The organism is Amycolatopsis sp. CA-126428, from assembly GCF_002904335.1.
Lineage (GTDB): Bacteria > Actinomycetota > Actinomycetes > Mycobacteriales > Pseudonocardiaceae > Amycolatopsis.
Window position 1 is genome coordinate 94,995 of the sequence record NZ_PPHF01000048.1, and the last position, 21,784, is coordinate 116,778.

The 21,784-nt window shown below is 71.3% G+C and carries 20 protein-coding genes; 11 read left to right on the forward strand and 9 right to left on the reverse strand.

Annotated features, from left to right (window positions below; translation table 11 throughout):
* Window positions 1-125 precede the first annotated feature (125 nt).
* The 5 genes from C2L58_RS13660 to purD all read right to left on the reverse strand — a co-directional run bounded on the left by C2L58_RS13660 (window position 126) and on the right by purD (window position 4,934).
* On the reverse strand, window positions 126-884 hold the full coding sequence (locus tag C2L58_RS13660; RefSeq protein WP_103337946.1) for an ESX secretion-associated protein EspG: 759 nt from the start codon (window positions 882-884) through the stop codon (window positions 126-128).
* A 2-nt stretch (window positions 885-886) separates the two neighbouring features.
* Window positions 887-2,503 (reverse strand): hypothetical protein, encoded by a 1,617-nt coding sequence (locus tag C2L58_RS13665; protein ID WP_103337947.1) that lies wholly within the window; start codon window positions 2,501-2,503, stop codon window positions 887-889.
* A gap of 9 nt (window positions 2,504-2,512) precedes the next feature.
* Window positions 2,513-3,106, reverse strand: a complete 594-nt coding sequence (locus C2L58_RS13670) for a DUF3558 domain-containing protein (RefSeq protein WP_233225703.1) — start codon at window positions 3,104-3,106, stop codon at window positions 2,513-2,515.
* Window positions 3,096-3,536, reverse strand: coding sequence for a hypothetical protein (locus tag C2L58_RS13675; protein ID WP_233225704.1), 441 nt, complete (start codon window positions 3,534-3,536; stop codon window positions 3,096-3,098). Before C2L58_RS13675 ends, C2L58_RS13670 begins: the two co-directional genes overlap by 11 nt.
* Before the next feature lie 123 nt (window positions 3,537-3,659).
* A complete protein-coding gene (gene purD / locus C2L58_RS13680; protein WP_103337949.1) occupies window positions 3,660-4,934 on the reverse strand; it encodes a phosphoribosylamine--glycine ligase in 1,275 nt (424 codons plus the stop codon).
* Window positions 4,935-5,253: 319 nt separating this feature from the next.
* On the opposite strand from purD, the gene C2L58_RS13685 reads away from it, so the two are divergent.
* The 4 genes from C2L58_RS13685 to C2L58_RS13695 all read left to right on the forward strand — a co-directional run bounded on the left by C2L58_RS13685 (window position 5,254) and on the right by C2L58_RS13695 (window position 8,986).
* Window positions 5,254-6,390: a glycerophosphodiester phosphodiesterase gene (locus C2L58_RS13685; protein WP_103337950.1), complete on the forward strand. Its 1,137-nt coding sequence runs from the start codon at window positions 5,254-5,256 to the stop codon at window positions 6,388-6,390.
* 40 nt (window positions 6,391-6,430) lie between these two features.
* A complete protein-coding gene (locus tag C2L58_RS13690; RefSeq protein ID WP_233225705.1) occupies window positions 6,431-7,246 on the forward strand; it encodes a serine hydrolase domain-containing protein in 816 nt (271 codons plus the stop codon).
* Window positions 7,177-7,383, forward strand: a complete 207-nt coding sequence (locus C2L58_RS50385; RefSeq protein WP_233225706.1) for a hypothetical protein — start codon at window positions 7,177-7,179, stop codon at window positions 7,381-7,383. The genes C2L58_RS13690 and C2L58_RS50385 overlap by 70 nt, the downstream gene beginning before the upstream one ends.
* A 70-nt stretch (window positions 7,384-7,453) precedes the next feature.
* Complete coding sequence (locus tag C2L58_RS13695) at window positions 7,454-8,986, forward strand: amino acid permease (RefSeq protein WP_103337951.1); 1,533 nt, start codon at window positions 7,454-7,456, stop codon at window positions 8,984-8,986.
* A 200-nt stretch (window positions 8,987-9,186) separates the two neighbouring features.
* On the opposite strand, the gene C2L58_RS13700 is transcribed toward C2L58_RS13695, so the two are convergent.
* Window positions 9,187-10,422: an MFS transporter gene (locus C2L58_RS13700; RefSeq protein ID WP_103337952.1), complete on the reverse strand. Its 1,236-nt coding sequence runs from the start codon at window positions 10,420-10,422 to the stop codon at window positions 9,187-9,189.
* Window positions 10,423-10,570: 148 nt separating this feature from the next.
* On the opposite strand from C2L58_RS13700, the gene C2L58_RS13705 reads away from it, so the two are divergent.
* Window positions 10,571-12,205 (forward strand): Na+/H+ antiporter, encoded by a 1,635-nt coding sequence (locus C2L58_RS13705; RefSeq protein WP_103337953.1) that lies wholly within the window; start codon window positions 10,571-10,573, stop codon window positions 12,203-12,205.
* Here the strand turns inward: C2L58_RS13705 and C2L58_RS13710 are convergent.
* Window positions 12,186-13,094, reverse strand: coding sequence for a TIGR03564 family F420-dependent LLM class oxidoreductase (locus tag C2L58_RS13710; protein WP_103337954.1), 909 nt, complete (start codon window positions 13,092-13,094; stop codon window positions 12,186-12,188). The genes C2L58_RS13705 and C2L58_RS13710 overlap by 20 nt on opposite strands.
* A 117-nt stretch (window positions 13,095-13,211) precedes the next feature.
* Here C2L58_RS13710 and C2L58_RS13715 point away from each other — a divergent pair, with 117 nt between their 5' ends.
* A complete protein-coding gene (locus C2L58_RS13715; protein WP_103337955.1) occupies window positions 13,212-13,709 on the forward strand; it encodes an OsmC family protein in 498 nt (165 codons plus the stop codon).
* On the opposite strand, the gene C2L58_RS13720 is transcribed toward C2L58_RS13715, so the two are convergent.
* Window positions 13,706-14,992: an adenylosuccinate synthase gene (locus C2L58_RS13720; RefSeq protein WP_093946017.1), complete on the reverse strand. Its 1,287-nt coding sequence runs from the start codon at window positions 14,990-14,992 to the stop codon at window positions 13,706-13,708. The two genes, C2L58_RS13715 and C2L58_RS13720, sit on opposite strands and share 4 nt — an antisense overlap.
* Before the next feature lie 76 nt (window positions 14,993-15,068).
* Here C2L58_RS13720 and C2L58_RS13725 point away from each other — a divergent pair, with 76 nt between their 5' ends.
* The 3 genes from C2L58_RS13725 to C2L58_RS13735 all read left to right on the forward strand — a co-directional run bounded on the left by C2L58_RS13725 (window position 15,069) and on the right by C2L58_RS13735 (window position 17,604).
* The gene (locus C2L58_RS13725) at window positions 15,069-15,749 is read left to right on the forward strand and encodes a hypothetical protein (RefSeq protein ID WP_369904184.1); all 681 of its coding nucleotides are present in this window, start codon (window positions 15,069-15,071) and stop codon (window positions 15,747-15,749) included.
* A 91-nt stretch (window positions 15,750-15,840) separates the two neighbouring features.
* Window positions 15,841-16,479 carry an HNH endonuclease family protein gene (locus tag C2L58_RS13730; protein ID WP_199191255.1) on the forward strand — a complete coding sequence of 213 codons (639 nt, stop codon included), beginning with the start codon at window positions 15,841-15,843 and terminating at the stop codon, window positions 16,477-16,479.
* An 18-nt stretch (window positions 16,480-16,497) separates the two neighbouring features.
* The gene (locus C2L58_RS13735; RefSeq protein WP_103337958.1) at window positions 16,498-17,604 is read left to right on the forward strand and encodes a glycosyltransferase; all 1,107 of its coding nucleotides are present in this window, start codon (window positions 16,498-16,500) and stop codon (window positions 17,602-17,604) included.
* A 15-nt stretch (window positions 17,605-17,619) separates the two neighbouring features.
* Here the strand turns inward: C2L58_RS13735 and C2L58_RS13740 are convergent, their stop codons facing one another.
* Window positions 17,620-19,503, reverse strand: coding sequence for an FAD/NAD(P)-binding protein (locus tag C2L58_RS13740; protein WP_103337959.1), 1,884 nt, complete (start codon window positions 19,501-19,503; stop codon window positions 17,620-17,622).
* Window positions 19,504-19,687: 184 nt separating this feature from the next.
* On the opposite strand from C2L58_RS13740, the gene C2L58_RS13745 reads away from it, so the two are divergent.
* Window positions 19,688-19,984, forward strand: a complete 297-nt coding sequence (locus C2L58_RS13745) for a hypothetical protein (protein ID WP_103337960.1) — start codon at window positions 19,688-19,690, stop codon at window positions 19,982-19,984.
* 315 nt (window positions 19,985-20,299) lie between these two features.
* Entirely contained in the window at window positions 20,300-21,559 is a 1,260-nt protein-coding gene (locus tag C2L58_RS13750) for an MFS transporter (RefSeq protein WP_103337961.1), read from the forward strand.
* Window positions 21,560-21,784 lie beyond the last annotated feature (225 nt).

Below are 21,784 nucleotides of genomic sequence, written 5' to 3' on the forward strand. Positions count from 1 at the left end.
TCCCCTTCGGAAACTTGTCTCCGCCCGATCGGACGTTGCCATGACCAGGACGGTTCCCGCGCTTACTTTATGACTTCGCCCGGGGCGCGGGTACGGATCTCCGCCAACTTCCACCCCAGCGGGGATCAGGCCTCCGCCACCAGTTCGCGGATCCTCGTGGCCAGCAGCGTGTTGTCCGCCGGGGTGACGGTGGCCCACTCGCGGCCGTCGCCGTCGCGGCCCACCTGGAACAGGTAGCGGCCCGCGTCCGTGTCGAAGAACGCCACCACCCGGCCCGCCCGGTGCACCACGCCGTCGCGCGAGGTGCGTTCCGCGCCGAACTGGCCGCGGGCCTCCTGGCCCAGCAGCATGCCCGAGAGCTCCTGGGCCTGGAACAGCGGGATCCCGCGGTCCTCCAGCGCGGTGACCAGCGCCTTCGGGTCACCCTTCGCGGCCGCGTCGGCGGACTTCACCACGTCGTAGGGCAGGCTGACCGTCTGGCCGATGCCCGGGCCCAGGTCACCCGCCACCGAGACCGCCGCTTCCGCCAGGCCGTCCTCGGTGGCCGGGATCAGCCAGACCTCGCCGTCGTCCACCACCGCCAGCACCGCCTGGCTGCGCAGGCTGACCGCGCGGGCGCGGATCTCGCGTTCCGCCCACACCCACACGTCGATCCCGAACTGCGGGCGCGCCAGCAGGTGCAGCAGGTCGGCGAGCTCGCCGGAGACCCGCCGGTTGCGGGCCAGGCGCCGCTCGCTCAGCGACACCCATGCCGACTCCACCAGCTCGAGCCGTTCGGCGCGAGTGGCTCCTTCGCTGGGCACTTCCACCGCGACGTGCCGCCGGGGCAGCTCGAAGGACTCCCAGAGCACGTCGAACTCGAGGGCCGACAGGACGAGCGACACGGTCAGCGCACATCCCCGCCGTGGTCACCGAGCACGTCGGGGGAGACCATCCGCTGGTCGGCGAACAGGTCCTGGTCGTCGACGCCGTAGCGGCGGACGTGCTCGGCGTCCTCCTCCTGCGGGGCCGCCTCGGACAGGAACTTCGCCTCGCCGGGCTGCTGCTTCGGGCTGATCTGCTCCGACTTGCGCAGCGCGACGGCCTCCTCTTCGGGCAGCTCGCCGACCGGGAGCGGCCGCACCGGGCCCTTCGGCTGGCTCTTGTCGCGCCGCAGACGCTCCTTGTCGCCGCTCAACGCGCCGCCGGCGGCACCCGCGCCGATCGCCGCCGCGCCGGCACCGATGTCGCCGGGGGTGGCGCCGGGCTTTCCCGCGAAACCGCGTTCACCCGTGTACTGGGCGGGCTGGAGCGGGGGCTGCGGCATCGCGCCGACCGTGCGGCCCTTGGCCAGCAACCCGTCGGGCCCGCGGGTGGTGGAACTGTCGATGCCGGTCGCACCACCGGGTGTCCCCCCGCCACCGCCGCCGAGCGACTTGATCGGTGTCGTTGCCGGGGCCGAGCCGGGCGGCTGCGCGCCGGGGGCGCCCGGCGGGACGAACGGGTCGCACTCGCCCCCGGTCGCCGGACCGGGGGTGAAGCGGCCGGACGGGCCGCCGGGCGACTGGTCGCCGGACGGGCCGCGGCCCGGGCTGTGGACCCAGCCGGGCCCGGGCGTCGCCGTCGGCGGCTTCGCACCGGACGGCGTCGTCGAACTCGGCGTCAGGTGCTGGGCAGCCGGGGCGCCGGCCGAGCCGGCCGAACTGCCCGCGCCGGCCGCGCTGGTCCGGCGCGGCGGCTGCTGCTGCGCGGAGCGGGACGGCTGCTGCGCGGCGACGCCGTAGACCGGAGTGGGCGGATCGGCGTGCACGGTGTGGGACACCGGCTGCACCACCGGCGGCTCGACGTGCACCGACCGGACCTTGTCCGAGGCCGGCTTCACGCCGCCGTCCGGCGTCACCGCGACCGCGGCGCCGGCGACGTCCAGCACCCCCGGCGTGATGCCCGGGGCGGCCAGCTTCAGCGACTCGGGGTCGGACAGCGACTGCGTCGAGAGCAGGTTCGTGCCGCTCTGCTGCGCGTACTCGTTCAGCGCCTGCTGGGCCTGGGCCTTGGCGTCGTTCGCGGCCTCGACCTGCCGGGCGTGGTCGGTCTCGAAGCCGATGAGGCTCAGCAGGCCGTCGCCGATGGTGAAGCCGCCCGCGCCCTTCCGGACCGTCTCGGCGTCCGGCAGCTTGTACTTGGTGCGGTTGAACGCCTCACCCTGCTCGAACACCATTTCCGCGGCGTGCGCGACCTTCGTGGTGGCGTCCTGGGAGAAGCCGGCCTGCTCGGTGAACACCTGGCTCGCCGCGCCCCCGGCCTGGCTCTGCCATTCGACGCCGAGCTTCAGCAGCTGCGCGCGCAACGTCTGGTCGGTGTGGGCGAGCGCGGTCGCGACGGCCTTCAGCGCGTCGACGGCGGTGCCGATGCTGCCGGTGCCGTCGCCGTTGATCATCCGCGTGATCTGGTCGGCGATCGCGGTGTTGGTCCAGCCGTCGAACCGGTGGTTCTGGATCCCGGCCGCGAGCTCGGAGAATTCCACGCGCCCTCCCTAGTTGCGTGCTTTCAGGGACTGCAGCGCGATGTCGGCGGCGTGCACCGACATCTCGCACAGCTGCGGCTGCGTGAGCTTGCCGCGGGTGATGGCGAAGGTCTGGACGGCCAGCGTATGCCCCTTCGCGACGCCGACGAGCGTCTCGCAGTCGGCCGGGTCGCCGGCCGCGCGGTAGTTCGTCAGCGCCGGGTAGCCACCGATGGTCTTCGGCTCGGTGGTCATGCTGTTCTTCTTGCGCGCCCCGGTGATCCACTGGTCGAGGTCCGCCGGCACCGCCCGCACGTGGTAGGAGTGCACCGGCTCGGCGCCGTCGGCGTCGAACACGCAGGTCGGGCCGTCCTGCTCCGGAGCCGCGCGCGGGAGGCTGGTGATCTTCAGCGCGTCGAGCTGCACCTGGGGGAAGAGCGCGCACAGATCGACGCCCTGCAGCGGCAGGTCGGCCGGCCGCTGCGGCAGCTGGGCGGCCTTGGCGCTCTGCGAAGCGGCTGTCGCGGCCGTCTCGACCGGGTACGGCGTGCCTTCGGTGCCCGCGGAACAGCCGGCGAGCGCCGCCGTCGCGAGCACGCCGCCGGCGATCCGGTTACGCACCATGCTTGCCGCGGTCACCGAACACCGCCGCCTTCTCCTCTTCGCTGACCTTGTAGTCCTTCGCGGCTTCGCGCAGCTGGGAGACCAGGCGCTTCAGGCCGGCGACGTACTCACGGACCTGCCCGGCGTAGGACCGGTCGCCGTCGGCGATGAGGGAGTTCCAGGCCTGGATCGACTGGGTGCTGATCACGTCCGCGGACGGCGCGTCGATCCGCAGCTGGCCGAGCCGGGTCAGCAGCTGGTCTTCGAGGGCGTTCGCCTGCTCTTCGACGATCCGGGCGACGTCGAGGAGCTTGTCCGGGTGGACCAGGACGTCCGCGGCGGCCGGTACCACCGGGACGGCCGAGCTGAGGTCTTGCGGGGGTCCGGGTGGCGGAGCCCCCGGCCCGGGGCGAAGCCCCGGAACAACGCTGTCGTACGAGGGTCCTGACATGCGCTCCCCTGACGTCATACGGACAGTGACCGGCCGGTTCCCGTCGAGGCTACCAACGCGGAGGTGGCAGCAGCCTGAGTTTGGACGAAGAGTGCGCCCGGCCGGTTCCCCCGATCCGCGGAATCAGGCGCGCTGTTTCGCCGCCGGGGCGCCGACCTCGCCGTTCGCCGCCTTCAGCGCGATGTCCGTGCGGTGGTGGGAGCCCGCGAGGTGGACCTTCTCCACCGTCTCGTACGCGTGCTTGCGCGCCGACTTGAGCGTCTTGCCGGTGCCGACGACCGACAGCACGCGGCCGCCGGAGGAGACGACGGCGCCGTCGTCACGACGGCGGGTGCCGGCGTGCAGGACGCCTTCCAGCTCGGCCCCGGTGATGACGTCACCGGTGCGCGGCTTGCCCGGGTAGCCGTCGGCGGCGATCACCACGGTGACCGCGGCGCCGCCCGCCCATTCCAGCGGCGGGTGCTCGGCGAGCTTGCCGGTGGCGGTGGCGTGCATGAGCCCGGCGATCGGGGTGCGCAGCAGGGCCAGCACCACCTGCGTCTCCGGGTCGCCGAAGCGGCAGTTGAACTCGATGACCTGCGGACCTTCGGAGGTCAGCGCGAGGCCGGCGTAGAGCAGGCCGGAGAACGGCGCACCGCGGTTCACCAGTTCGTCGGCGACCGGCTGGACGACGGTCTCGACGAGCTCGTCGACCAGGTTCTCGGGCGCCCAGGGCAGCGGCGCGTAGGCGCCCATGCCGCCGGTGTTCGGGCCGGCGTCGTCGTCGCCGACGCGCTTGAAGTCCTGCGCGGGCAGCAGCGGGACGACGGTGTTGCCGTCGACGAAGCAGAACAGCGACGCCTCCGGTCCGTCCAAATAGGACTCCAGGAGGACCGGGTGGCCGCCGTCGAGGAGCATGATGGCGTGCTTGCGCGCGACGTCGTAGTCGGTGGTGACGACCACGCCCTTGCCGGCGGCGAGCCCGTCGTCCTTGACGACCCAGGTCGGGCCGAAGCGGGCGAGCGCGGCGTCGAGGCGGGCCGGGTTGTCGACGACCTCGCAGCGCGCGGTCGGCACGTTCGCGGCGGACATGACGTCCTTGGCGAAGGCCTTCGACCCTTCGATCCGGGCGGCGGCGGCCGAGGGGCCGAAGCAGGCGATGCCGGCCTTGCGCACGGCATCGGCCACGCCGGCGACGAGCGGCACCTCCGGCCCGACGACGACGAGGTCGGCCAGCCAGCTCTTGGCGAGCCCGGCCACCGCTTCGGGATCGGCCGCTTCGACGCCGAGCTGCTCGGCGACCGCGGCGGTCCCGGCGTTGCCGGGCGCGCAGGCCAGGGCCGTGACAGCGGGATCACCGGACGCCGCGAGGACGAGTGCATGCTCTCGGGCGCCGGAGCCGATTACCAGTACGCGCACGCCGCACAGCGTATCCGGCCGGGTTCGCGGGGGACATCGCGCCGTCCGTCGGCGTCACCCGTACGCCGGACGGGCCTGTCCACAAGTCACCACCGGTGTGGACAACCCGGCCTCCGGCCCCGGCGATCCGGCGATTTCGCCGGAGGCCGCCGATACGCTGGAAGCGGGGGCTGCCCCCAGGGAGGGCGGGGTGCCGCGCGAGCAGGAGTCCACGTGCCGTTCACCGCCGTGTTCGCCCGGATACGCACTTCGGACGCTTGCGACACCGAGGGTGGCGCGAGTAGATCAGGGCACACCCTGTGTGGAAAGAGGTCACCAGATGAAGCGCAAACGTGTCGGTCTCCTGGCACTGGCCGGGCTGGCGTTGCTGAGCGTCACCGGCGTGGCGGCCGGGTCGGCGAGTGCCGCCGAGAGCGGGTCCGCCGATGCGGCCGCGCGCGGGCGGGGCCACCATGACCCCGTGATCATCGGACACCGCGGCGCGCCCGGGTACCGGCCGGAGCACACGCTCGCCTCCTACGAGCTCGCCTACCGGATGGGCGTCGACTGGGTCGACGTCGACCTCGTGCCGACCAAGGACGGCCAGCTGGTCGCCCGGCACGAACCCGAGATCGGCGGCACCACCGACGTCGCGAAGCACCCGGAGTTCGCGGACCGGAAGAAGACCGTCGTCCTCGACGGGGTCACCACGACCGGGTGGTTCACGCAGGACTTCACGCTGGCCGAGCTGAAGACGCTGCGCGCGGTCGAGCGGATCCCGCAGAACCGGCCGCACAACACGCTGTACAACGGGCGCTACCAGATCGCCTCCTACCAGGAGGTCCTCGACCTGACCCGGCGCCTCGGCCGCGAGCTGCACCGGACGCTGGGCACCTACCCCGAGGTCAAGCACTCGACGTTCTTCCAGTCCATCGGCAACCCGACCGAGCCGAAGCTGGTCGCGATCCTCAAGCGCAACGGCCTCGACCGGCCGGACGCGCCCGCGATCATCCAGTCGTTCGAGGTGTCGAACCTGATCGCGCTGCACAGGCAGGTCCGGACGCCGCTGCTGCAGCTGACGTCGGCGAGCGGTGCCCCGGCGGACTTCGTCGCGAACGGCGACAAGCGGACGTACGCGGACCTCGTGACGCCGCAGGGCCTGCGCGAGGTCGCGAAGTACGCGAAGTACCTCGGCCCGGACAAGGCGCAGGTCATCCCGCGGGACAAGAACGACAACCTGGGCACGCCGACCGCGCTCGTCGCGGACGCGCACCAGGCGGGCCTGAAGGTGCAGCCGTACACGTTCCGGAACGAGAACCCGTTCCTGCCCGCGAACCTGCGTTCGTCGGCCGAGCCGGACGCCTACGGTGACGTCTTCACCGAGGAGGCGGCGTTCTTCAAGGCCGGCGTCGACGGCTTCTTCGCCGACCAGCCGGACACCGCACTGGAGTCGCTGCACGCGTTCCTGGGCCGTTAATCGCTTGGCCGTGAGGGGCACCTTCGGGGACGCTTGGTCCGTGAAGGTGCCCCTCACGGCATTGGCGGAAGAACACGGCTTCTCCGGTGTCGTGCTGGTGACCCGCGGCGAGGAGGTCCTCGTCGAGCGGGCGTTCGGGTACGCGCACCTCGGTTACGGCGTCGAGAACACCCCCGGCACGCGGTTCGCGATCGCCAGCGGCACCAAGGGGTTCACCGCCCTGGTCGTGGTGGGACTGGTCGCCGAGGGGCGGCTGGCGCTTTCGACGACCGCGCGCGAGGTCCTCGGCGACGACCTGCCGCTGATCGACGACCGGGTGACCGTCGAGCACCTGCTGACGCACACCTCCGGCATCGGCGACTACTGCGACGAAGAGGCGGATCCACCGCCCCCACCGACGCCGCTCCTGGCCACGTCGGCCGACTACCTCGCCGCCCTCGACGGGTACCCGCAGGTTTCGCCGCCCGGCACGGAGTTCCGGTACCACAACGGCGCCTTCGCCGTGCTCGGCCTGATCGCCGAACGGATCGCGGGCAGACCTTTCGCCGACCTCGTCCGGATCCGGGTGACCGAGCCGGCGGGCATGGCGGACACGGCGTTCCTCCGCTCGGACGCGCTGCCCGCCCGGACGGCCACCGGCTACCTCGAAGACGGCCGCACCAACGTGTTCAGCCTCCCCGTCGTGGGCTTCGCCGACGGCGGGATCTACAGCTCCGCACCGGACTTCCGGAAGTTCTGGCCCGCGCTGCTCGACGGCCGGATCCTGCCGCGCGAGTGGGTGGACGGATGCTCCGCCCGCACGCGGAGCGCTACGGGCTGGGCTTCTGGCTGCCCCGGCCGGGCGTGGTGCACCTGAACGGCGGCGACCACGGCGTCACCTTCTGGAGCACGCACGAGCCGGCGTCCGGGCTCACCGCGACCCTGATCTCGAACAACCACCGAGGTGGCGGGCCCCTGCTGCGGTGGCTGGACGAGTTCTTCACGAAGGCTTGACACCCTCCGGGACCAGGGCTACCTTCGGCGAATTCAATGGTCTGGCCGCATACCTTTCAAGAGGTGCCCGATGGATGTTTCCGACCAGCAGACCACCCCCGACGACGACGCCGCCCGGCTGCACCAGCTGGGATACGCCCAAGAGCTCAAACGGACGATGTCGGCGTTCTCGAACTTCGCCGTCTCCTTCACGATCATTTCGATCCTCTCCGGCTGCCTGACCCTCTACGGCACCGGCATGAAGACCGGTGGGCCGGCCGCGATGATCTGGGGCTGGGTCCTGGTCGGCTTCTTCGTGATCCTCGTCGGCCTCGGCATGGCGGAGGTGTGCTCCAGCTACCCGACCGCGGGCGGGTTGTACTACTGGGCGGCGAAACTGGCCCCGCGCAACGGTGCGGCCTGGTCGTGGTTCACCGGCTGGTTCAACCTGGTCGGCCAGATCGCCGTCACGGCGGGCATCGACTTCGGCGCCGCGCTGTTCCTCAACGCGTTCCTGGATCTGCAATGGGGCTTCACCGCCACGCCGGGCCACACGATCCTGCTCCTGGCGATCATCCTCGTGGTGCACGGCCTGCTGAACACCTTCGGCGTCCGGCTGGTCGCGCTCCTCAACAACGTCAGCGTGTGGTGGCACCTCATCGGGGTGCTGATCATCGTGGGCGTGCTGACCTTCGTGCCCGCCAAGCACCAGGACGCCTCCTTCGTGTTCGGGGAGTTCGTCAACAAGACGGGCTGGACCTCGCCGATCTACGTGTTCGCGCTGGGCCTGCTGCTCGCGCAGTACACGTTGACGGGGTACGACGCTTCGGCGCACATGACGGAAGAGACGAAGAACGCCGCCAAGGCCGGGCCGCGCGGCATCGTCACCTCGATCCTCGTCTCCCTGGTCGCCGGCTGGATCCTGCTGATCGGCCTGACCTTCGCGATCCAGGACTACGACGGCGCCGTCAACTCCGGGACCGGGGTGCCGCCCGCCCAGATCTTCATCGACGCCACCGGGGTCACCACCGGCAAGTTCCTGCTGCTCATCTGCATCGGCGCGCAGCTGTTCTGCGGCATGTCGTCGGTGACGGCGAACTCGCGGATGATCTACGCCTTCGCCCGTGACGGCGCGATCCCGGGCTCGAGCTTCTGGCACCGGATCAACAAGCGCACCCAGACCCCGACCAACGCCGTCTGGCTTGCCGCGATCGGCGCGTTGATCCTCGCCCTGCCGTACTTGTGGAGCGCGACGGCGTACTACGCGGTCACCTCGATCGCGGTCGTGGGTCTCTACGTCGCCTACGTGATCCCCGTGTTCCTCCGGGTCCGGCGCGGCGACTCGTTCGAACCGGGCCCGTGGAACCTCGGCAAGTGGGGCAAGCCGATCGGCATCATCGCGTCGGTCTGGGTCGCGTTCATCTTCGTGCTGTTCATGCTCCCGCCGGCGTCGCCGGTGACCGTGGACTCCTTCAACTACACGCCGATCGCCTTCCTCGTGGTGCTGGGCGGGGCCGGCCTGTGGTGGGTGGTTTCGGCCCGGAAGTGGTTCACGGGGCCGAAGGTCCAGGGGTCGGAGGCGGAACTGGCCGCGGTGGAACAGGAACTGAAGGAACTGGGCTGACCTCGGGCCCCGGGCGAACTGGTGAAGGAGTCTTCCGCCCTCCCCTGTGCGGAAGACTCCTTCACCGCCCCCGGCGGCCTCACGAGACCGGCTCCAATGTCGCAGGCCGACCTTGAACGAACCTTGTGCGCGGTTCCCCGCCATCGGCAAGGCGAAGATGCCTCAGCACCGGTAACCCGCGCGGGGCCGTCCAGCCGACGTCAGGTGGTGGCGGGACGGGATTCGCCCGGGCTGACCTCCGGCGCCGGGGAGCGGTGGCCGGGCCGGACCACCGCCACGGCCGCCGCACCCAGTGCGCCGACGCCCGCGAACGCGTAGAAGCCCCACGGATAGGCGATGCCAGCCGTCAGCAGCGCGCCGCCGAGCAGCGGGCCCGAGATCGCGCCGATCCGGCCGATGCCCGCCGACCAGCCGAGGCCGGTCGCGCGGATCGCGTCCGGGTAGAGCCGGCCGATGTAGGCGTACACCAGCACCTGGGCGCTGAACACGAAGCACCCGGTCAGGAACACCGCCACGTACAGCCCGACCGCGGGCAGCTTCACGCTCAGCAGGGCGAGGAACACCGCACCCGCGCAGAACCAGGCGATGGCCGACGGGCGGATGCCGACGCGGTCGGCGACCCGGCCCGCGACGAGCAGGCCCGCGATGCCGCCGACGTTCAGCGTCAGCAACAGGCTCAGCGCGGCGCCCAGCGGGTACCCGGCCTGGCGCATGATCTCCGGCAGCCACGTGTTCAGGCCGTAGACCAGCAGCAGCCCCATGAACGAGGTGACCCAGAACGCGATCGTCGCGCGCAGCAGGCCGCCGCGGAACAGGCCCGCGACGGCGTGCCCCGCCGAGCGTTCGGCCGCCCGGACCCGCTGGAACGTCTCGGACTCCGGCAGGAACTTCAGCATCAGCGGAACCAGGACCAGCGCGGGCAGCGCGCCGGCGACGAACATCGCGCGCCAGCCCAGCGGCGAGATCAGGACGATGCCCAGCAGCGCCGTCAGCACCGCGCCGACGTGGTAGCCGGTCATCACCGTGGTCGTCGCGCTGCCGGACTTGCCGTGGCGCGCGTACTCCGTGACCAGCGTGATCGCCGTCGGCAGGCAGCCGCCGAGGCCGAGCCCGGCGACGAACCGCAGCAGCCCGAAGACGAACGTCGACGGCGCGAAGGCGCACAGCAGCGTGCACAGCGAGAACAGCGTCACGGAGATGATCAGGGACTTCCGGCGGCCGATGACGTCGGTGACCGTGCCGATGGCCAGGCCGCCGAGCATCATCCCGGCGAGCCCCACGGTCGACACGACCGACGCCGTGGCCGGGGTCAGGCCCCAGACGTGGCCGCGGAGCAGCACGGGCAGCACCGTGCCGAGGACGACCAGGTCGAACCCGTCGAGCAGGACGGCGGTCCAGGCCAGGGGCACGACCCAGGAGCGGGGGCCAGGGGACATCGGAACCTCCGGAGGTGCGTCGGTGCACGCCTGCCGCACAGGTGTGCGTATTGCGCACAAGTATGCCTGCGGGGTACGACACAATCCAGCGCGCTTCCATTGACCGGAAGCCGAGCAGAGGCCCGCGACCTGCGGAAAGATCGGGCTCGTGGAGATCCTGACGCTGATGGGCGTGCTCGCGGGTTCGCTGGCGCTGACCGCCCTCGCCCGGCGCTACAACCTGTCCGCGCCACTGCTGGTGGTAGTCGTCGCGCTCGGCGTCGCGCTGATCCCCGGCGTGCCGCGGTTCGAGCTGGAGCCCGAGCTGGTGCTCACCGTGGTGCTGCCGCCGCTGCTCTACTCGACGTCGCTGGAGAGTTCGCTGACGCACTTCAAGCGGGCCCTGCGGCCGATCGTCGCGCTCGGCGTGGTGCTGGTCGCCGTCACCGCCGTGGTCGTCGCCCTCGTCGTGCACCTGCTGCTGCCGGACGTGCCCTTCGCGTCCGCGCTGGTCCTCGGGGCGGTCGTGGCCCCGCCGGACGCGGTGACGGCGGTGGCGATCGGCCGCAAGCTCGGCCTGCCCCGGCGGGTGATGACCGTGCTGACCGGGGAAAGCCTGGTCAACGACGCCGCCGCGCTGACGCTGTACAAGGTCGCGCTCGCCGCCGTCGCGGGCACCGCGGGCTCGGCGGGGCACGGGTTCGCGGTGTTCGGCGTCGCGACCGTGCTGGGCATCGGGGTCGGCCTGGCCATCGGCGGGCTCGTCGTGCTGATCCGCCGCTTGCTCGACGACCCGCTGGTGGAGTCGGCGTTCGGGATCATCGTGCCGTTCGCCGCGTACGTCACCGCCGAGCACCTGCACCCCTTCAGCGCCGACTTCAGCGGGTCGGGCGTGCTCGCCGTCGTCGCGGCGGGCCTGCTGCTGGGGCACCGCGCGCTGTACGCCTCGCCCGCGACGCGCATGCAGGACCGATCCGTGTGGGCGTCGATCGACGTCCTGCTCGAAGCGCTGGTGTTCGCCCTCATGGGGCTGCAGCTGCCGTTCGTGCTGGACGGCGCGCACCACGCCGCCCGCGACAACGGGACGCTCGCGCTGGTCGCGGTGGCCGTGCTCGCGGTGACGATGCTCGTGCGCGTCCCGGCGGTGTTCGTGTCCGCCTACCTGCCGCAGACGATGCGGCTCTTCGGCCGCGACCGCTCAGCGCCGTCGTGGCGGACGCTGGCGGTGGTCTCGTGGACGGGCATGCGCGGCGTGGTGACGCTCGCCGCCGCGGCGGGCATCCCGGCGAACACCCCGGGCCGCGCGGAAATCCAGCTGTTCGCGTTCACGGTGGCCATCGGCACGGTGCTGATCCAGGGGCTGACGCTGCCGCCGCTCATCCGGGTGCTGCGGGTCGAGGACCCCTCCGAGGCCGCCCGCGACGAGGCCGAAGAGCTGGCCGCGCGCGAAGTCGCGAAGCAGGCCGCGCACGAACGGCTGCGCGAGATCAGCCACGAGCGGCTGACTTCCCTGGACCTGCCCCCGGACCGGGTCACCCGGCTCAAGGAGCGCCTGGAACGCCTGATCGACATGCGCTACCGGTTCGCCAAGGCGGCGATCACGCTGTCCGGCGAGGAACACTCCGGCAGCCCGCAGGCGCAGTTCGCGAAGGCCCGGCGCGAACTGCTGATCACCCAGCGCAAGGCGATGATCGAGGAGAACCGCGCGGGCCGCCTCGACGACGAAGTGCTGCGGAAGGTGCTGCGGGAGCTGGATCTGGAGGAACTGTCGGTGTCGGCGACCCTCACGAACCGGATGGGCTGAGCGCCGCCCAGGTCCGCAGGCGCTCCTCGGCGGAGCGGATCCCGGTCGACGTCAGGACGACGTCGGTGGCGCCGGCGTCGTAGTAGCGCCGGATCCCCCGCGCGACGGTCTTTTCGTCACCGATGAGCGCGAGTTCCACGGGGTGGTCCACGCCTTCCGCATCGAGGATCTTCCGGTACGACGGAATTTGCGCGTAGAAGGCCATTTGCTCGGCGGCGAGCGCGCGGACGGCGTCGGGTTCGTCCGTGACGACGGCCGGAACGGCGGCGATGATCCGCTTCCCGCCGGGCAGAGCGGGGACGATCCGCTCGGAAAGCGCTCGCGGCCCGGCGAGGTACGGGAGGGTGCCGTCGGCGAGTTCCCCGGTGACGGCCAGCGCCTGCGGCCCCATGGCCGCGACGATGATCGGCACGTCCCCACCACCGGCCACAGTGGACGGTCCGGGCGAGTGGGCCCGGACGGTCTCGCCGTCGAAGTCGGCGGCTTCCCCGGCGAAGACCTGCCGCAGCACGGTCAGGTACTCGCGCAGGTGCCGGATCGGCGGCGGGTACTCGACGCCGTAGACGGGCCCCAGGAAGCCCTTCGAGCCGAGCCCGATCCCGAGCGTGAACCGGCCACCGGTGGCGGCCTGGGCGGTCTGCGCCGCGCTCGCGACCAGCAGCGGGTGGCGCGGATACGTGGGCACCACGGAGGTGCCGACCTCGATCCCGGGCACCTCCCGCCCGGCGAGCGCGGCGATCGCGATGGCGTCCTGGCTGAGCGGCAGCTGCGAGAACCAGACGGACTTCATCCCGGCCTCGGCGGCTTGCCGGGTCTGGGCGATGAGCTCGTCGACGAGGTTCGGCGCCCGGTCCGTGTCCCCGGCCGGCAGCGCGACTCCGATGGTCATGGTCCCAAGCTAGCCACCGGCGCCAGCGGTTTTCCGGCTTCCCAGGAATTGAGAACCCGAGCGGGCCGGCGTGAGATCGCCCACGCTGGAGCGAAATCCCGATCTTCAGGAGAGCCCATGTCGCTGACCGAAGTCATCGAAGGCACCCGCAAGGCCGTCGACGCCGATCCGCACAACGCCGCCGCCTCCTTCAGCGTCGGCCACGTTCTCAAGCCCGGCACCAAGACCGAGGTGGCGGTCACCGTCCGGGACCACACCTTCACCGTCGACGAACCGCCCGCGCTCGGCGGGACCGACCAGGCCGCCAACCCCGTCGAGTACGCGCTGGCGGCCCTCGGGTCCTGCCAGGTCATCACCTACCAGTTCTGGGCGGCGAAGCGCGGGATCCCCCTCGACTCCATCAAGGTTACCGTCGACGGCGACCTCGACCTGCACGGCTTCTTCGGCTTCTCCTTCAACACGCGGCCCGGTTTCGGGGACGTCCGCGTGTCCGTCGAACTCGACGGGCCGGCGAGCCGGGAGCGCTACGAAGACCTCAAGCGCGAGGTCGACGAGCACTGCCCGGTGCTCGACCTGTTCCGGAACGAAACGCCGGTCAGCACCAAGCTGACCTAGACGAACTGGTGCCGCACGATCGTCTGCTCGCGGCCCGGACCCACGCCGATCGCGGAAATCCGCGCGCCCGACAGCTCTTCCAGGCGCTCGACGTACGCGCGGGCGTTCGCCGGGAGCTCCTCGAACGTGCGGCACGCGGAGATGTCCTCGAACCAGCCGGGGTGCTCTTCGTAGATCGGGATCGCGTGGTGCACGTCGGTCTGCGTCATCGGCATGTCCTGCGTGCGGAACCCGTCGACTTCGTAGCCGACGCACACCGGGACCTTCTCCAGGCCGGACAGCACGTCCAGCTTCGTGAGGAAGTAGTCGGTGATGCCGTTGACGCGCACCGCGTACCGCGCGATCACCGCGTCGAACCAGCCGGTGCGGCGCGAGCGGCCCGTCGTCACGCCGAATTCGCCGCCCTGCTTGCGCAGGTACTCGCCGGACTCGTCGTGCAGCTCCGTCGGGAACGGGCCGGAGCCGACGCGCGTGGTGTAGGCCTTGAGGATGCCGAGCACCGTCGTGATGCGGCCCGGCCCGATGCCCGAGCCCGCGCTCGCGCCGCCGGACGTCGGGTTCGACGACGTCACGAACGGGTAAGTGCCGTGGTCGACGTCGAGCAGCGTGCCCTGTGAGCCCTCCAGCAGCACGGTTTCGCCGCGCTCCAGGGCCTGGTTGAGCTGCAGCCGCGTGTCGGCGATGCGGTGCGCGAACTTCTCGCCCGCCGCCAGCACCTCGTCGGCGACCTGGTCGGCGTCGAGGGCCTTGCGGTTGTAGACCTTCACCAGCACCTGGTTCTTGAACTCCAGCGCGGCTTCGACCTTCTGGCGGAAGATCTTCTCGTCGAGCAGGTCCTGCACGCGGACGCCGACGCGGGCGATCTTGTCCTGGTAGCACGGGCCGATGCCGCGGCCGGTGGTGCCGATCTTGCGGCTGCCGAGGTACCGCTCGGTGACCTTGTCGATGGCCACGTGGTACGGCATGATCAAGTGCGCGTCGGCGGAGATCAGCAGCTTGGACGTGTCGACGTCCCGCGCTTCCAGTCCGGACAGCTCTTCCAGCAGCACGCCCGGATCCACGACCACGCCGTTGCCGATGACGTTCGTCACGCCGGGGGTGAGGATGCCGGACGGGATGAGGTGCAGGGCGAAGTTTTCGCCGTTCGGCAGGACGACCGTGTGACCGGCGTTGTTGCCACCCTGGTAGCGGACGACCCACTGGACGCGGTCACCCATCAGGTCGGTGGCCTTGCCCTTGCCTTCGTCCCCCCATTGGGCCCCGATGAGCACGATGGCCGGCATGTGACACTCCAGGTGTTCGACGACGTGAGGTTTAGTGTCCCGGACGGACACCGGTGGCGCTGCTCAATGCCGGTGCATGAGCGTAACGGAGGACCCGCGGGTGCGCGGAATAGTGGTGGCTTGTGGCGACGAAGCGGCCGGCTTCGAAGAGGTCGACGACGTCGAGTCGATCCGCGTGCCGAGCCGTCCCGGCAAGGCGGAAATCGACCCCTTGCTGGGCGAACACGATCACCTGGTGGTCTCCGGCACGGACGCGGACCTCGCCGCCGTCGTGCTGCGCCTGCTCCGCAAGGACGCGCTCTCCGGCGTGTCGGTCGGGTTCGTGCCGTCGTCGCCGGACTCGGTCGTCGGCGCGCTCTGGGGGCTGCCGAAGACGCCGCTGCGGGCGCTCGCGCTGGCGTTGCGCGGCGAGGTCGACCCGGTGCCGCTGATCCGCGACGACGTCGGCGGCGTGCTCGTCGGGCGCGGGCAGCTGCGGATGGTCCGCGGTGTCGCCTACGCCGACGAGCGGGTGGCACTGCGGGGGCCGGCCGCGTCGATCGAGGTGCTGCCGGACCCCGGCGGCCCCGGCCTGGCCGTCCGCGTCGTGAAGGGCACCCTCTTCAAGCGGCCGATGACGCTCTACTCGCGGGCGTTCCAGATCGGCTGCATCCCGACCCGGCCGGTGCTCGACGACGTCGTGCACGAGCGCGCGGTGAACAAGTGGACCTGGTACCGGCACACCGAGGACCTGCGGCTGGTCCGGGGCGCCGTCTGACGGACAGCAACATGTCACCTATACGTGTTGTACCCGACACTCCCGTGCTTGAGGGTTGGCTGTCCCCACCCCTGACACGGAGGGCAGCAAAATGCCAACCAGGCGTGCTGTTCGTCATTCGTTCACTGTGCTGGCCGTCACCGCGGTGCTGTCCGGCACGCTGGCCGGCGTCGCGGACGCGACCCCGCCGGGCATCCCGTCGGCCACCACGGCGAAGTCCGAGCTCGCGGCGCTGACCGTCAAGGCCGACGGCTCGCAGACCGGCTACAGCCGCGACAAGTTCCCGCACTGGATCGACCAGGGCGGCAGCTGCAACACCCGCGAAGTGGTGCTCAAGCGCGACGGCACGAACGTGGTGACCGACTCCAGTTGCGCCGCGACCTCCGGCAAGTGGGTCAGCCCGTACGACGGCGCGACCTGGACCGCGGCGTCCGATGTGGACATCGACCACGTCGTGCCGCTGGCCGACGCGTGGCGCACCGGCGCGTCGTCGTGGACGACCGCGCAGCGCCAGGCGTACGCGAACGACCTCACCGACCCGCAGCTGATCGCCGTGACCGACAACGTCAACCAGGAGAAGGGCGACAAGTCGCCCGACGCGTGGAAGCCGCCGCTCGTCGGTTACTGGTGCACCTACGCGAAGATGTGGGTCGCGGTGAAGTACAAGTTCAAGCTGACGATCAACTCCGCCGAAAAGACCGCCCTGACGGACATGCTCAACCGCTGCTGACGCCGGTACGCTCGGGCGGTGCGGATCCTGTTCACGTGCCGCCCGGCGTACGGCCACCTCTTTCCCCTACTCCCCCTGGCGAACGCGGCGCGCGCGGCCGGGCACGAGGTCGTGTTCGGCACCGGCGAGGCGTTCGTGCCGAAAGTGCGTGAGCTCGGGTTCGTGACCCACCGCGCGGGCCTCGGCATCTCCGAGGCGGAAGCCGAAGCCAAGCGGCGGCACGGCGAGGACGCCGGGTTCGTGGACCTCGCCCTCACGACGTTCGGCGAGCTGCTGCCGCGCTCGCTGCTCGCCGACCTGACACCGCTGCTCCCGGACCTGCGGCCCGGGCTGGTGGTCTACGAGATGAGCGACGTCGGCGCCGGGGTCGCGGCCCGCCGCGCCGGCATCCCCGTCGTCTCGGTCGCGATCGCGCGGTCGATGCCGCCGGAGGTCCTGGCCATCGCCACCGAACGGCTGCGGCCGCTGTGGGGCACGCTGCCCGCGGACGCCCTGTTCGGTGACGCCTGCGTCGATAGCTGGCCCGACAGCCTCCGCGACCCGGGCACGGCGGCCGTGCCGAAGGTGTTCCGGATGCGCCCGACGCCGTACGACCCCGATGTCCCGCTGCCGCCACTGCCCGAAGACGGCTTCGTGTACCTGACCCTGGGCACGGTGGTCTTCGGCGCGACGCAGGTGCTGCGCCGGGCGATCCACGCGCTGGCCCGCCTGGGCGTGGACGTGCTCGTCGCGCTCGGACCGGGTGATCCGTCGGCACTGGGCCCGGTGCCGGAAAACGTGCGGGTCGCGGGGTTCGTGCCGCAGGCCGAGGTGCTGGCACACGCGGGCCTGGTGGTGCACCACGGCGGCACGGGCACGGTGCTGGGGTCGCTCGCCGCCGGCCTGCCGCAGCTGGTCCTGCCCCAGGGCGCCGACCAGTTCGCCAACGCGGACAGCCTCTCCGCGCTGGGTGCCGCGAAGTCCTTGGCGGGCGACGAGATCACGATGCCCGCCATCGAAGCCGCCGCCCGGGAACTCCTGGCCGACCCCGCCACACGGGCCGTCGCCCGCGGCATCGCGGCCGAGATCGCCGCAATGCCCGCACCCGAGGCGGTCCTGGACGAGCTGGTCACCTGGGCCTCGTGAGTGGTAAGGCGGGTTCTAACCCGCGTTACCACTCACGAGCGCCAGGATCTCCCGCGCCACCGCGTCGTTCTGGCGGAAGGACAACGCGTTCGTCCGCGGCCGTGTGAACGCCGCCGCCGAGCGGGCGCTCGTGTGCGGGCCCACCGCGAACCGGTGCGGGTGGGGGCGTCCGGTCCCGTCGAGCAACCGGGAGTCGGACACGCGCGTGTGGATGCGGCCCGACGGCAGCGAAGTGCCCGTCACCGGGTCCGCCACCGTCTCTTCCGCCAGTTCGCCCGCGTCGCGCAGCTGCCGGAGCAGGCCGTCGGCGGCACGGGTCACGCTCGGGCCCGGCAGCCGCGCTTCGATCAGCGTGCGGGCCTCGACCGTCTCCGGGTGGCTCGCCGACGACGCCACGAAGACGCCGCGCTCCGCCGTCACCCGCATTTCCGCGCCCGCGAAGGAAACGACCCCCGCTTCGTGCAGCGCCAGCAGCTCCTCGAGGCGGCGCGGCGGCGGACCGCTGGCGTAGTAGGAGAAGAACCCGTGGAACCAGCCGTCCATATCGGACACCTGTGAGGCCGCGCCCAGACGTCCTTTTTGGACCAGCGCGGGCAGCTGGCCGTACACCGACAGCAGCGCCATGAAGGCGCCGAGGTCGGCGCTGAACTCCTGGTCCGCCCGGCGCGCCAGGTCGGCCTCGACGTACTTGCGCAGCTCCTTGCCGAACTCCTCCGCCGTGCCGAAGGTCCGGTCCGCCATCGGCCGGTCCAGCCGGTCGAGGTCGAGGCGGTCGGCGTCGGCGGGCACCGCGCGCCCGATGAGCTCCCGCATGGCGGGCGAATCCCAGGCCAGGTCGGCGAAGGCGTCGGCGAACACGGCGAAGTCCATCCGGACGCGGCCGGGGTGCCCGGTGAACAGCTCGCTGTAGTAGCCCCAGGCCAGTTCCTTCGCGATCAGCGGCCAGACGTCCGCGCGGAAGTCGAGGGCGGCCCCGGCCAGCCCGTCCATGGCGTAGGCGTCGAAGAACCTGGGCAGCCGCAGCGGTTTCCCGCGCAGCCGGTAGCCGATCTTGGCGTGGTAGGGCACCCCGCGCCGCGAGCCGACGTGCAGCACCGGCTCGGCGCCGCTCGGGTCGTAGCGCAGGCCGCCGCACGGGAGGTCCTCGAACCGGCCGCCGCGGCCCTCGGTCAGCAGTAGCATCAGGTCGACGAACGCCAGCCCGAACCCGCGCACGAGCACGGTTTCGCCCGGTTCGACGCCCGCGTAGTCGACGTCGGCGGTGTAGCCGGCCGGGTAGTAGGACAGCCCGTGCCGCGCGGCGAACGCCACCAGCTCGCGCTCCCGCTCGTCCGGTTCCGCGTCGAGGTGGCCGACGGTGAAGACGACGGCGTCCGCCACGATCGCCGATCCGTCGGACAGGGTGACGGTGCGGCCGTCGACCCCGGTCGCGCGGGCCGCGTGCTCGAGGACGTCGACGTCTTCGGGCAGGTCCTCGACGACCTTCCGGTAGACCCAGGTCAGGTAGGCGCTCTGCAGGCGCCGGGTGGGGAAGTGGAAGGGGTCGAGCGCCGTCAGCTCGGCGACGACGTCGGGCGGCACGTCGGCGTCGAGGCCGCCGTCACGCACCTTCCGCGCCCACTCCAGCAGCGACGGCCCCGGCCGCACCGGGCCCGCCATCTTCACCGACTCGTCGGTGAACATCGTGACGTCCTCGGGCATGGAGTTCATCCGCAGCAGCGGTGACTGGTCGTAGCGCCAGACCCGGCCGGGCCCCGGCGGGAACGGGTCGATCAGGTGCACCTCGAGCCGCCGGCCGCCGAGCAGTTCCGCGGCGTTCGCGCCGAGCCGTTCGAGGACGCCGACCCCGCGGGGTCCGGCGCCCACGACGGCGAGGGTGAACGGCGGGAAGTCGGCCACGAATCCGAAGCTACGCCGGGGTTCCGGCGCCGGACGTCCGTCCCACAGGGCGGAATCGCGGCCCGGACCCATCCGCTCCCGGCCGCGGCTCCGAATACCCCGGCACACCGGTGAAAGGAGCGAACTTGTCCTTCGTCCACCCAGGCGCCCGGGCCTCGATCACCCGCCCCCCACCTGCGAATACTTGACCGATGAGCTCGGTTCGCCGCACCGCGTCCACACCGCGCAGGACGTGGTCGGCACCCTCCTCCGGGGGAACTGGGCGATCTTCGCCCACGAATGGGCCGACCCCGACGGGATCGACCCCGAGCACTGGCGGGACGTCGTCGAGGCCGCCGCGGAGGCGGCCGGGGTCGACGTCGAGTTCGTCGTCATCCCGCGCCGGTCCCTGACCGTCGTGTTCAACCGGGCGATACCCCCCACCTTCGAGCAGGTCCGCGCGTCCGTCGAGGTCATCGAACGCGCGCGGGGCCGCGGCTGACCTCCCGTTTCCCTCGCGGCCACCGCGCGCACGCGAGGTGGCTACTTTTGCCCCTGGCGACCGACCAAGGGGTACGGAATGATCCATTCGTGACTCCTGGGCGACCGGTCAGACACTGCGGGCTATCGTCTGACCCGTTCGGGAAAGCTCCGTGACACCTTGGATACCAGCGAAAGAACCTAGAGATTTACCAACAGTCACGGGACACTGGCTGGGGTAACTCACGTACCGTGACTGCCTCATGACCGCCTGGTCGTCTTGTCACCGGAGGCCACGGGACGGACGCGGTCTGTAGAAGAGGTCGGGAGAAAACGCATGGCAGCACCGCCGGATCGCGTCACGTTCCGCGAGGTGTTCGGGATCGCCGAGTTCCGGGCGCTGTGGTTCGGCGAGCTGCTCTCGATCGCCGGCGACCAGCTGGCCAGGGTCGCGCTGTCCATCCTCGTGTTCACCGGGACGAACTCCGCCACGCTCACCGGCCTGACCTACGCGCTGACGTACGCGCCTTCGCTGCTGGGCGGCATCTTCCTGACCGGCTTCGCCGACCGCTTCCCGCGCCGCAGCGTGATGGTGCTCGTCGACCTGCTGCGGGCCGTCCTGATCCTGCTGGTCGCCCTGCCCGGGATGCCGTTCTGGCTGATGTGCGTGCTGGTCGGCGGCGTCTCCCTGGTCAACCCGCCGTTCAAGGCGTCCCAGCTGGCGCTGCTGCCGCAGGTGCTCGAAGGCGACCGGTTCGTCGTCGGGATGGGCATCCGGAGCATGACCGTGCAGACCGCCCAGCTGCTCGGCTTCGCCGGCGGCGGCGCGCTGCTGCTCGCCCTCGACCCGCACGTGGCGCTGGTCGTCGACGCCGCCACGTTCGTGCTGTCGGCGTTCTTCGTGCGCTTCGGGGTCCGCGCCCGGCCGGCCGCGGCCTCCGGTGAGCAGCGCAAGTCCTTCTTCGCGACGCTCGGCGGCGGTGGCCGCACGGCGTTCGCGAGCTCGTCGCTGCGGACGCTGGTGCTGTTCACCTGGCTGATGGGGCTGCTACCGGTCTACGAGGGCATCGCCGCGCCGTACGTCACCGCGGCGGGCGGCGGCCCCGAATCGATCGGCCTGCTGCTCGCGGCCGACCCGATCGGCAGCGTCATCGCGACCTTCGCCTACACGCGCTGGGTGCCCGCGCGGCTGCGGCCGAAGCTGATCGGCCCGCTCTCGGCGCTGTGCGCCGTGCCGCTGGTGCTCTGCTTCCTGAACCCCGGCCCGATCTCGTCGATCGTCCTGTTCATCGTCTCCGGCGGCCTGGGCACGGTCTGCCTGCTGCAGGCGACCGCGTCACTGACCCTGGCGGTGCCCGACGAGCAGCGGGCGCAGGTGATGGGCCTGTCCAACACGGGCCTGACCACGATGATGGGCATCAGCCCGCTGATCGGCGGCGTGCTCGCGGATCAGCTGACCCCGCACGGGACGGTCGGGATCTTCGGCATCGCCGGGATCGTGCTCACCCTGCCGCTGGCGGTGCTGTGGAGCCGGGCGCTGTCGGGCGAGCCCGGACGATGGATCGACAAAGAAGCCGCACGCGCCGAACATGCATGACATGCCCCGCGCGTGGGCCCGACCTGCGCGACCTTGCGGTGCGCTGTGCGGTCACTGTTCTTTGCCGCGCATCGCTGGCCACCTCTCGTTCCGGTGTCAAAGAAAAAGTACACACCGAAAGCCCTTGTGGACAGCAGGCGAACGGTCTGAAACTGTCTGTGAGTACTTTGTCACCGTACATTTGCGCAAGGGTCTGGGGGAAAAATGGTCACATCGGGGGAACAG